This is a genomic window from Variovorax sp. GW821-FHT09D05, from assembly GCF_059416325.1.
This window is the reverse complement of the sequence record NZ_JBWKOZ010000005.1, coordinates 228,190-240,978: the sequence shown is the minus strand read 5'-3', so window position 1 is coordinate 240,978 and position 12,789 is coordinate 228,190. Positions and strand designations below refer to the sequence as shown.

The window sequence follows — 12,789 nt, the reverse complement described above, 5'->3', positions numbered from 1 at the left end:
CCCCCCCCCCCCCCCCCCCCCCCCCCCCCCCCCCCCCCCCCCCCCCCCCCCCTCAACAACCTCGCACAGTCCTGAAAACTCAGATTCAACCGGCTCGGCCGGAATTGCGAGAATCTCTTTTTGTTGGATTCCGCCGCTCTTTGACCCGAGGGGGGTTTAGGGGGTCAATTTTCGGCGGCAATCAACATGCCACCAAAGCTGATCGACAGACCGACGCCTATGAACTGCACCGTTGACATCAAAATTCACTAGTCGCGAAGAGAAATATTTAATTTCACGGTATTTTTCCGGATTGGCCCGGAAAAATTTCATTAAATATTTTCAAAACATTCCAAACGAACGCGACCTCAGCATCTTGACCATCCAATGGCTCGATTTGATAACGTCCTTCCGGAAAACTCACATATTGACCTGCATCAAGAATAATCGAAACTCCGTCATCAACTCCAAATCCGCATTTACATTTTCCGCGTAACACGAAGAGTAGTCCTGCGCGAACTGCACCGGGAGGTAGCACCTCACTGCTTCGATATTTTTTCGAACTTACTCGATACTCAGGCGGAGGAAAATCAACTCTAATTAAATCCTCAGAAATCTCCTGACCGAGTCCTTTCCAATTTAATACTTCGTAGTTATTCATATTTTTCCTTCAGTCTCTATTTGGAGGGAATTTAATACCAATTCTCTCAAAAGCGGCACGAGCCATTTGATCGGAAGTCTCAGTTTGTTTTTTCGTCGCCCCATTCAAGAAATGCCCCGAATGAGGATTCATAATTGTTCCAAAATAAAATCCTTTGAATCCAGAAATATCGGCCTCTCCCGCGGAAACAACTGGCTTTCCACCGGACAAAACGGCATGCGATATTTCAAATCCATTTATCGTGTGCGGTGCCAGGAAAATATTTCCATCTACAGTGACTACAAATTTTATCTTTCCTTGATTTACAACGGATTCAAAAGAAGGGTCACTCGGCGATATTGGCTTTACACCAGCAGTATTTGCGGCAGCTATCTCGGCTCGAAGCCTCTCCGGGAGTTGATTGCCAAAGACGGGTTGTCCCGAATTTGACTGACTCATCACGATGTTCGGCCCTGCCGGACCGTTGTTCGGTGTTGTCAGCGAGCCGCCATAGTTCGGGATTCCCCCCTCTCCATACCCTCCACTCGCGATGTCCGCATTTTGGTTCGCCTGAGCAATCCGGCCACCACCCGTGGTTGCGTCTATACGTGGCGGCGTTGTCGTGTTACCTGTGTGGGACGGTCCATAGTCCGGCAGCGGGCTGGTGTTGCCCGTATTGGAGGTGGCTGGCCTTTGCGTACCAATAAACCAGTCGTAGGTGCTTTTGACACCTTCAACCATCCCCCGACTCATTACCTCGGCAACTGCCGAGGCGTTGACCGTACGGTCGTTCCATTCGGGGTGTTCGGCGTGCGTCGATTGCACCTTGGCATCGATGGCCACAGCCGCTCCGGCCAGGAGCACAGAGTTGCGACAGAGCGCGACTGTTGCGCAAGCGGCGGCGCCACGAGCGACGGCTTGTGTGAAATTGTTCGCCGCTGCATTGCCGGCCGCCTGGCTGCCGATGTTGATCTGGCTCGCATTACCGCCCGCGATGGCCGCAGCGAGACCACCAAACATGCTGGCAAAGGCCGCCGTGTCGGACCGCAACCCCTCAGTCAGCACATTACGGCCATCGTTGTGCGCGATAGCGCTGGCTTCGCCCACCACCGCCCCGAGTGCCCCACTGCCGCAGCCGTTGCTGGCGCGGGCCGCTTCGACTGCACAGCCCGCAATGGCATGCGCCACGTAGTTGCTGAAGTCGCCGACCGGGAATTGCTTCCCTATCGCGACGGCACCCTGCGCGGCCACCGTGTCAAGGATGGCGTTCTTGAGGCCGTCCTTGAGACTGTCCTCCAGGCTGCCCCCATTGATCGCGGTGCCAATCACCGCACGGGCCGCGCCAGCCTTCAAGTTCTGTCCAAGCTGAGTGAAGAACTCCTGGCTGCCGGCACCCGCCGTCGGCAAGCCCGTCGGATTGAGATCGAGCCCGCCGAGTACGCCCCCTGTGATGATGGCCGTCAACAGGCTCTTTACATTGGCACTGCTTCCCAGGTCATGCAGAGCCTTGCCAATGTCGCCTTGGTTGTTGATCACCGCCACCCCTGCCTGACTGGCCAGCGCGGTCAACCCCGCCGTGACCGCGCCGCTGACCACCACGGCCGTGGTTCCGGTTGCGCCCACGCCTGATGCAACGGAGCCACCCACCCCCGAGGCCGCTCCCGCCGTGAAGTACGCCACGACGAGGGTCACCACCGCAGCACCCTCGGGTGTCAGGCCTTGCTTGTCGTAGTTCCAGTTCTTGTGGACTTCATCGACTCTCTGCCAATCGACCTTGTCGCTGAGCTTCGGATCGTTGGTCAACTGATCCACCCAGCCCATGCCCGGCTGTTTGGAGAGCTGCTCGATACTGTCCCGAGCACCGAGGCCGACCTGTACACGGTTCGCCGTGACAGACAACTTTCCTGCATTGATCAGGTTGTAGTTGGTCGTCTGATCGGTGGTCCCCTTGTCCCGGGAAACTTGGTACACCAAGTCGCGTCCCTGACTGGTGGTACGCATCGCCTCTTCGGTTGTCTGCGTCCCCATCAACCACATATCCGCGGCCAAGCTCAGCTTTCCCGGAGTGTTGATGGCCGTCCCCCTCAAGGCCAGCGTATCGTCGGCAGCGATACTGACGTTCGCGCCGCTGATGTTGGTTCGGGTCAAGGTCGTGACATCGACCTCGGTCGCCGTTGTCTCTCGCGCTTTGATCCCCTTGCCGACGTCCTTGAGAATCGCGGCGCTGCCGAAGTCGTACCAAGCGTTCTGGCTACCGGTTGTCCCGATTACCGACTGTCTGTTCATGGCCGCCTGGATGACCACGTTGCCGCCTTTGATCGCGACATCCTTGGCTGCATCTACCTGCACGCCCTGGAGGAAGACGCTGCTGTTTCCCTGCAGCAGGATGCCTCCGTTGCTGCTGGAGATGGTGCTGGGCGCGGCGGTGTCGGAGCTGATCTCGCTGCCTGTGGCTGTCGCTCTTCCGGAGGGCATCACAAACCCCATGGCGGCACCGAGTGCGCTGATCCCTCTCTTCTGTTGACTCAGTTGATAGCCGGCATTTGAGGTATTTCGTCCCTCGACAATCGTTAGATTGCCTTGCGCTATCACGGCAACGCCGTCCTTGCCGCTGAGGCTGGACCCGATGACGTTGATGTCGTTCTTCGCGCCAAGAGAGACAAGTCCGCCAGAGAACTTGCTGCCCACACTCGTCATCGCGTCGAAGCTGCGAAAGAGGTTGTTGTTTGTGCGACTGAAGGTTTTCTTGTCCGTCCATTGCGCGGAGTAACGGCCAGTAGCTCTGGTCTCGCCCGCCTCGATATTGATGTCGCGATCCGCGTGCACGGCCAGCAGGCTCTTGCCGGCATCCACAATAGCCTGCCGCGCGTTGACGTCACGCCCAGCCTTCAGCACCGTAGTGCCGTTCGTGGAAATGGTGCTCCCGAGCTCCTGTGAATTGGCCATCACCATCGACGTGCTCACACTGGAACCCAACATCACCCGCGTCTCGGTCACTGTTCCCAGGTTGATGTCGTTCTTCGCCGTGATCGAGGTGTAGCCGCCAGTGCCTTGATTGGAGATGATCCCGCCGATCAGATTCACATCGCGGCCTGCACTGGCAACCAGTGTGCCGCCCGGGTTCGTCACATAGAGGCCAGCGATACGGTCCGCGTTTTTGTTGGACCCATCGGTCTGGGTTGTGCTGCGAATGTTGATGTCGCGGCCGGCCGTCAAGGCAGCGACGTCGCCAGCCGTGATGCTTCCTCCGATGTTGTTGAGGTCGGTCCTGGCGTGAATGGCCAGGTCGCCACCCGCGATGCGTCCGCCGAGGTTGTTTACGTTGTCCTTGTCGATCCTGACCAGCGTGCGCCCGGCGATGGTGCCTGTATTCATGAGGTTGCCGTCGCCCTTGATGACGGTGGCATCGGCGCTCAGCAGCGCGCCCGAACCGTCGATGTCGCCGGGCCGTAAACGCGCGTACAGCTGCGGCGCCAGCACGTTCCGGGTGCTTCCGTCGGGCAGCGTCACGGTCTGTTCCACCAGCCAGACGATGTCGCTGGTGAGCTGGGCCATCTGGGCCTCCGACAGGCCAATGCCGGGGCGCAAGCCGTACTGCCCGGCAAAGGTTGCCCCGTTGTTCATGAGTGCCGTGTACTGCTCTTCGTCGCTGTAGTAGCCACCCAGGTAGCGATAGCCCGTGAGCTGTGCGACCTGCTCGCGAATGAGCTTTTGCTCGTAGAAGCCGTCGCCCAGGCGCTTGAGGGTGTTGTTGGGGTCGAGGCCAAGGCCGCTGAGCAGGTAGTCGCTGCTGAGCCAGTTGCGATAGTTGGCAAAGCGCGGGTCGGTCTCGACAAGATAGCCTTGTGGGCCGCCATTCAGGTTGAACAGGCTGGCCCGCGGGATGTCAACGCGAGGGGCGCTGGTGCGCACGACCATCGGGATGACTTGGCTGGCACCGACGCCGGGGTTGCTGCGGCCATCGGTTTTCACGACCGCACCGACGTTGGCCGGCACTTCGACGATGGTGACATTGCCGTTGCCGCCGTTCGCTCCGCTGGCGGGCTTGCCTGCGTCGTAACCCCGGGTGGCGTTGAGGCCGCCGGTTTTCTCGTAGGTACCGACGTCCTTGCTCACTCTCGACACGGGTTCGATGATGTCGGGTTCCCGTTTGGTGGCGCGCCAATGCACGATGGAGCCCGTCTGCGTCGTGACCTCGCCTTGCAATGCCTCGTTCCTGATGTCGGGCGCCGTCAGCACGCCGCCGGCTGTGATCCGGCTGTCACGGTTCAGCCCACCACCGTTGAGGGCCATGTCCCTGCCGGCGACGATGTCTGCGGGATCTGCATCGATGGCCGTGTCTGTCGTCGTGACGACGGTTTTGTCCCACAGGCCCCAGACATGGCCGTTGGCGGGCCTCCAGCTGCCGTCGGGGTTGCGTATCGCGAGATTGGGCTTGCCCGGTGTGTAGGCAACATCTTCCGGCTTGAAGTGGCCGATACCCTCTACGCCGATGGTTCTGGAGAACTGCCTGGTCGTCGTCTGCGGCCCGAGCCTGATGTGCGTGTCGAGGTTGTCGATCTGTCCCATCGAGATGGTCATGCCGCCCAACGACTCGATGCGCGCGCTCAGGTTGCTCAGGACACCGCCGCTCGTCGTGGCTTCGCGGTTCCCGTCGAGCTTGCCGCCGATGCTCATGGCCTTGGTGCCCACGCCGCCGCTGAAGATCAGCGCGTGTTCGCGGTTGCTGACAGTGTTGGCGCCGATGTTCAGCGTCTCGCGCGCCGCGATGGTCCCGGCCCTGGTCACGCCGCCGACAGTCTCGGCGTAGTTGTCGAGCGTGCCGGACGCGACAGACACGGCGCTGCCGTATATGCGGCCCGCGCCGACGTTGTTCAGCGCGCCTGAGTCGATTTGCGTCGATCCCTGGCTGTCGATCAAGCCTCGATTGGTCAACGTTGTCGCGGCGTTGACGATGGTGTCGGCTCCCGACATCTCGGCGCCGGCGGTGTTGTCGACGCTGCTTCCGCCCACCGTGAGCGTTCTTCCTGCCAGCAGCTTCGTGTTGTTCGTGAACTTGCCGGCGGTGAGGTAGCTCAGGTTGCCATTGACGCCGATGCTTGCGTTGTTCGTGACGTCCTGCACAAGTGCAATGCCCAGGTCATTGGCGGACATGATCTGACCATCGCCGCTGAAAGACTTCGCGTTCAGGAACACGCCGCCTGTGCCGCTGCGCTTCTTGCCGTCCGCACCGAGCGCGGCGGGCGGGCCGCCCATGAGTACACCATCGGTGTTCGTGAAGGCCTGGGTATTGGCCGTCAAAGCTCCCTTCGATCCGATGGAGCCCGCCACATTCTTGACGTCACCCGCCTTCAGGTCGAGCGTGCCGCCGCTCACGATGCCTCCGGCCAGGTCTGCGGGTTGGGTCCGGTAGCCGGCTGCATTGGTGTTGGTCAGGACCTGGCTGTTCGTGTCGATGTGCAGCGAACCGCCCGACTGGATCAAGCCTGCATCGTTGTTCAGTGCTCCCGACCTGAGAACGACCGCTTCCGTCGCGGCCATGGTGCCCTTGGCGCTGTTGTCCAGTTCCCCTCCGCGGGTGTCGACCGACAGCGAAGTTCCGAAGACCTTGCCGCCCCGATTGCTCAACGAACCGGCATCGATGGTGATCTGCTTTGCGGCGGTTCGGCCGTTGTCTTGCGCGAAGCCATCGCTCAGGTCGACAACCAGTGCGCCATTGCCGGTGATCTGGCCGCCCACTCCGTTGTAGCTGCCACCCATCATGCGCAAGGTACCTGCACCCGCATGCTCGATCTTGCCGCCCACACTGCTGAGCGTGGCCGCACTCAGGCTCAAGTCGTGGCTGTTGCCGGCGATGCGCCCGCCATCGTTGTTCAAGGTGCCGGAGACAGCCACGGTGGTCGCATCGCCCCCCGTCTGCAAGATCTCGCCGCCATGGGTGTTTGCGATGCTCGAGGCCTGAAGGTGGAGCCGGCCAGCGTTGAGCGCACCGGCGTCGTTGACCAGGGTCTGGCCTGCCCGGGCATTGGCAACGATGCTCAGGGTGCCCGGCGTCAGTACCTTTGCCTTGTCGCTGGAGCTGACGTCGCCCTGCGTCGCCGTGATGGCGATGTTCGCCGCGCTGGTCTGGCTCTTCGACAGGTCGATGCTGGCGCCCTGCAACGCTGCATTGCCGGCAGCGAGGTTCATTCCATTCGCAGTCAACATGCCTGATGCCGTGACGCTCAGGTCGCCAGCGGCGCCCAGCTTGCTGTCGTTCAGCACGCCGGCACCGAGCACGCTGGCACTGCCCGACGCGAAGCTGCCGGCGCTAATTGCAGTGTTGCGGCCCGCGGTAATGCGGCCGTCGTTGACGAGCGCGCCGGCAACCGCGAGCGTGGCGTCGTTGCCGACGCGAATCGTTCCACTGGTATCGATCGATCCCGCCTTCATGGAAAGATCCGCCGCCGCGCCGATCGCGCCGCCCGTATTGGCCAGCCGATCGGCGACATCGAGCTGCACACCCGCATTGACGGACTGGACGCTGCCCTTGCTGCTGTCTAGTGCAGTAGCGTCGATCGTCAGGTCCTGGTTGGCGACCAGCGTGCCGGCGCCGTTGTTCACCGTCTTCGTCACGTGGGCCGTCAAGCGACCTGCGGCCGAGACGGTCCCGTGCGTGTTGTCTGCATTACCACCGACCGTGAGGCTCACATCGCTGCCGCTGGCGAGCGTGCCGTCCACGTTGATCAGATCGCCACCCGTGGCGACGTGCAGGCTACCCGCATTCAGCTTGCCGCCTGTGTTGTCGAACCGGCCGACGTTCGCACCGAAGCTCTGGCTGACGTTGAGCGTGCCGCCAGCATTGCTGAAGCTGGAACCGGACACGGCCATGGTGGCCACGTTGAGCGTACCGCCCGCGTTGTCGATCTGCGGCGTCTTGAGTGTGATGGGACCACTCGCGTAGATGTGACCGCCGTCGTTCTGGATCGTGCCGGCAGCGGTGATGGTGCCGGGGAATGGAGGGACATAAGACGGGACCGGCGATGCGCCAACGCTGGTTGCATCTGCGCTCGGATTGGATGGATTCGAGGCGGCCGCCGTGCCACCGGTGCTTGCCGTACCGCCCGCACCAGTTGTTGATGTCAAAGGCTCCGCACCGATCACCCCGCCGTTCGTGTTGCTCAACACCGGTGAATCGATCGTGAGGCCGGCCATGCTGGTCTGCCGGATGATGCCGCCGCGGTTGTCGATGCCCGCGCTGCTGTCGAGCTCGACCCTCGGCCCCTCGAACGTCCCTGTGTTCTCCAGTCGCCCTTGCGCCGTCACGACAAGACCGCCTGCACCCGCACCGACGTTGCCCGCATTGCGCACGCCAAGCCCCGCCTCGGTGCCGATGAGAGTGATTTTCTGGGCGTACATGCCGCCCAGCGCAGCGACATCGAGCGCGAAAGCAGGTGAGGGCCCAGTGCCTGCAACGGGTGTGACGCTGCCATGATCGGCGCTGACGTTGTTGGCACCTGGGACCACCTTGAGCTCACTCGCCCAGATGCCCGCGTTGACCTGCACGGCCCGCGCAAGGATCGCCGCGTAGTCCGTCCTGCTTGCATCGAGCCCCGCACCTTCGATGCCGACGGTGCCGTTGCGTACGAGGAAACTGTCGAGCCCACCCGACGCGTTGAGCTGCGGCACGCCTGTGGTCAGCGTTGCCCGCGATGCGTTGATGAATCCACCGCCATTGACGGAGATGCCCGCCGGATTGGCAATGATCACCTCTGCCCGCGGTCCACCCACCTCCACATAGCCACGCAACTGCGTCGGGTTGCCACCATTGATTTCATTGAGGATGACGCGCGCAGGGCCCCCGGCCAGCCACGGGTTGCCCTGAACGATTCCGCCGAGCTGCGTCTGCACATTCACGCGGCTGTTGTTGAGAACGGCGCCATTGCGCATCACGTCGAACTGGTTGTAGACGTTGCGGCTCACGCCCGCAGCCGAAGGCGTCTGGATGTTGATGAGCGGCACGCCGTTGGGTGCCACCAACACGGTCGGTCGAAGATTGCCCGGGACGTTGGGCGCGCCGACTATTTGCGCGCGAACGGTTCCTGCAACCAGCACACCGAAGAGCGCTACTGCGGCCGCGGTACTTCCTGCGGCCTTGGGCGTGCCCTTGGAGGCGCCCTTGCCGATACTGGCCGCCGTTTCCTGAACCACCATGCGCATGCCGCGCGCGGCGTTGAAGATGATCCGGTAAAGATGCTTGTTCATTTTTTCTCCCTGGTGGCTCGGAAACCCAAACTCGAATCAAGGCCGGCGATAACCATCGCAATACGGTCACCCCGGCCCCGAAATCACGACCTCAAGCGCAGCGGAATTTCGCGACGCCCATGTACCGCGCGCCGGAAGGGAGCGTTGCCGCATAGCCCACCGCAATCGCATAGGCATTGCTGCCGTGATCACCCAACGTGATGCCGGCGCCCGGGCCAGCACTGAGGAAGCTGCCCGTAACCGCCGTGCTGGAAGGCGACTTGACCTTGGTGTCGAAATTCACCGTGCCGATGGCATCGCCGACCGTCACCTTCACAGCGCCCGTGACGGCTGCACCCTCGCTGCCGAATGCCAGGGTGGAAGACCCGGTTGCGGCACCGCTGTTGACTGCGGTCCCACTGCCGCCGCCCACATACGTGGGGCTGGTGAAGACGCCGGCGTCGCAGGTGGTGTTTCCGCTTGCAGGCAGCGCCTTCAGCTCGTTCAGGGCGACGTAGTGGTACGCGCGGTTGTCCGCCCCCGTCAGGGTCTCCGCGCCCGAGTTGCGCGTGACCATGCCGACGGCCCAGCGGCCGATTGCGAAGTTCGCATCGCCGTTGATTTCCTTCGTCGCGCTCGATCCCGTCAGCATGTTGTCGTTCAGGCGGGTCATCGCACCGCTGGCTGCCTGCTCGCTTTGCGACAGGACGCCGAACGACTGGGCGCCGACACCGAGCAGCAGATGGCGCGCGCGATCGCCGCGAGCGAACGGTGCCGATACGGAACCAGAGTCCGCATTTGCGGGAGCTGGGTCGGCCGAACCAGCCGCCCCCGATGCAGCGCCGAGCGGGGCGGCGGCCATTGGCGCGCCACCACCACCGCCGCCGCTGCTTCCACCGCACGCGTGAAGCAGGCCAAGTGACAGCAATGAGAGCGAAAGGAGAATCTTGTTTTTCATGAATCTTGTGTGATCTGTCGATTGGATTTACGGGGTGTGATGTCGGTCTTTCCCTGGTGGTGCGCCCTCCTCAAAAACTGAAGTTGAGGTTGAACCCCGTCGCTACATTGGCCGTGCGATATCCCTCGGGCTTGCTGATCGGTGCGCCGATGAAGACGTCGTAGTTCAGCCCCTTCCATGCCCCACGTACGCCGATCACGCCGCCCGCCAGGTGATTGCCCAACAGCCACTCGACCGACCTGCTGCCCACATGGCCGTAGTCGATGCCGACATAGAGCTCGGCCCCGCTCGGCCCCACAGCCCAACCGATGTCGTTGCGCAGCAACCAGCCCCGCTCGCCGAGCAGGCTGGTCTCGCCGTCGAAGCCGCGCACTGTGTAGCGCCCGCCAATGCCGAAGCGGTCCTGTGACGTGAGCTGGGTTTGGTTCCACTGCGCACGCCACTGGCCTGCGTAGCGCAGTCTCTGCTCGCCGAGCTTGAAAGGCGCGTTGAGGCTCACGTCGGCCGTCATGAGCCGAAAGCGGCTAGTGCCTTCGTCGAAAGCCTCCTCAGGTGCTCGCTTGGCACCGAAGGCACCGGTGCCCTGGCGGAACGCGAAAGTGCCATCCAGCGTGGCCTCTCCGATGAACTCCTTGTGGCTCAGGCTGGCCTCCCAGCCGCCGGCAACGCGATGCTGGTTCTCGATCTGGGTGTCGTCGATGAAGCTGCGTGACTCGCGCCGCAAGGCGCGGATCGCGAAAGTGGTCTTGCGGCGCTGGTCGCGGTGGATCAGGCGCAAAAGCTTGACCTCGGCGTTGTTGGTCTTGCCAGCGTAGATGTAGTCTTGATTCAAGCCGGCCACGGTCTGCTGGTACTGGCTGTTCGATGCAGTGAAGCCCAGCAGCCAGTAGCCCCAAGGCAGCGAGTAGTGGACGGTCTGGCCCTCGGTGCCGCGGCGCGGGTCGCCCAGGACATGCCCGTCGATGCTGTGGTTGGCGTTGACGTAGAAAAGGTCGTTGAAGCCGAAAAGGTTGTCGGCCGAGACGGTGGCGCCAGCCTGGTACTTGCCTGTGGGCTCGGTGCCGCTGTCGTCGGCGCTCAACGTGCCGCGAAGCATCCGGGCCTGCACGTACTTGACGACGAGGTCGCTATCGCCGGGACGGGCATCGGGCGCAATCGAGGGCTCGATCTTGATGTCGGCTTCGGCGGTGGGCGCACGCTTGAGGTTCTCCAGGCCCTGCTCGATATCGCGCAGGTTGAGCAGATCGCCAGCGCGGGCAGGGATCGCGCCCAGGAGCAGGAGACGGTTGCTGCCGAAGCGAATGCTCGAATCGGGTGTGGCGCGGATGGCTGCGATACGCCCCGGAACCAGGGTGAATGTCAGGGTGCCAGTAGCCAGATCTTGCGGCGCAGCCAGCACGCGGGTAGTGACGAAGCCCCTGGCGATGACCGCCTGCTGGAGGCGACCCATGACGACGTTGACGCCCTGCGTGTCCAGGCAGCGGCCGAGGGGGTTGTCGTTCGCCTCGGGGCCGGCGGCAGCATCCAGCGCCCACTGGAAATCTGCTGAACGCTCTCCCGCAAGCACGAGACGATCAATACGAAAGCATGGGGACTCTGCCTCGGGCACACGGCCTGACTCGATCTTCGGCGCCTCCTGCAGACGGCTGTCGACCGACTTCTCTTGCTGCTCACGCAAGGCACGCTCACGCTCTTGCTGACGCAGTTGCTCGACAAAGGGATCGGGAGCCGAAGGGTTGGCCTGCGCGAAGGCGCCTGACGATGCACCCAACAGCAGGCAGGCAACAGGCATGGCGCGCAACAATTGCGGCGCGCGAGAGCGTGGAAAAGAGAGCATGAAAATCCGGACGAATGCAACGAGGAATACGCTGCGGGCGCGGATTTTCATGCGGTGTTTGGCTGCACATATGTGGCCAAACGTGACTTAGAGAATTCTTGAAATTTCCGTTAGATATGCAACACCATTGCATTTATTTTGGGCATCGAAGTTAACAAGAATCAGCCTCTTGTTATCGAAGTCGCACGACCGAACACCCACGGCCGCCAATCACATTCACCCTATCGCGACTCGCGAAGCTTCAATTTCCGTTGAGTTGCCCATCGGCATAGAGCACACCACGCGGCGCGCGGCACAGCCCCCAGAAGCGAAGGCCGCAGAGCTCGGCCATGCGCACCCCCATCGAGGTTGGCGCTGAGATGGTCGCCATCGCAGCGATGCCCAGGCGCGCGCACTTGCGCACGAGCTCATGGCTGCCGCGGCTGGACATCAGCACGAAGCCCGGTTCTTCGAGGCGTCCTGCCAGCGCGAGCCTGCCGAGCAGCTTGTCGAGCGCGTTGTGGCGGCCGACGTCTTCCATCAGGTCGGTGAGTTCACCGCCGACCGTGGCCCATGCTGCGGCATGGATCGCGCCGGCTTCGGCGTTGAGCACTTGGCGCGGCGACATGGCTGCGAAGGCGCGCAGCACTGTCACCAGGTCGACGCGTTCGATCCAGTCGCGCTGTGCCACGCGCTGCGGCGAGAGATCGAGCCCCGCGAAGCTCTCGACGCCGCACACTCCGCAGCCGGTACGGCCGGCAAGGCTGCGGCGGCGGTCTTTCAGGCGTTCGAAGCTGCGGGTGGAAATTTCAAGCTGCACCTCGATGCCGGGCATGCCTTCGGGCAGGCCGGCATCGGAGGCATCGACCGTCTGCACTTCGATGCCGCGGCAGTCGGCGGCAGTATCGAGGATGCCTTCGCTCAGCGCGAAGCCGAGCGCAAAGGCTTCGAGGTCTTGCGGCGTGGCCATCATCACCGCGTGCGAGACGCCGTTGAACACCAGCGCGACCGGCACCTCGGCCGCCAGGGTGTCGTCGCGCACCACGCCTTCGGGCCCAACGCCGCGCTCGCCGAAGACGTGCACGGCATGCCGGGAGAGCGGTGGCAGGGTGTCTTCGGAATCGGCGAGGTCTGGCTGCGACATGGTGGCTCCGGGTGGGCCTGCCATTGTCG

At 62.7% G+C, this 12,789-nt stretch carries 5 protein-coding genes; all 5 read right to left on the bottom strand.

What is annotated here, in order from left to right; translation table 11 throughout:
• Window positions 1-274: 274 nt before the first annotated feature.
• Window positions 275-640, bottom strand: coding sequence for a hypothetical protein (locus tag AC07O3_RS15445; RefSeq protein WP_258353303.1), 366 nt, complete (start codon window positions 638-640; stop codon window positions 275-277).
• Between the two features lie 9 nt (window positions 641-649).
• A complete protein-coding gene (locus AC07O3_RS15440) occupies window positions 650-8,863 on the bottom strand; it encodes a two-partner secretion domain-containing protein (protein ID WP_495339737.1) in 8,214 nt (2,737 codons plus the stop codon).
• Window positions 8,864-8,954: 91 nt separating this feature from the next.
• On the bottom strand, window positions 8,955-9,800 hold the full coding sequence (locus AC07O3_RS15435) for a hypothetical protein (protein WP_495339736.1): 846 nt from the start codon (window positions 9,798-9,800) through the stop codon (window positions 8,955-8,957).
• 70 nt (window positions 9,801-9,870) lie between these two features.
• Complete coding sequence (locus AC07O3_RS15430) at window positions 9,871-11,592, bottom strand: ShlB/FhaC/HecB family hemolysin secretion/activation protein (RefSeq protein WP_495339735.1); 1,722 nt, start codon at window positions 11,590-11,592, stop codon at window positions 9,871-9,873.
• Between the two features lie 286 nt (window positions 11,593-11,878).
• Entirely contained in the window at window positions 11,879-12,760 is an 882-nt protein-coding gene (gene fdhD, locus AC07O3_RS15425; RefSeq protein ID WP_495339734.1) for a formate dehydrogenase accessory sulfurtransferase FdhD, read from the bottom strand.
• Window positions 12,761-12,789 lie beyond the last annotated feature (29 nt).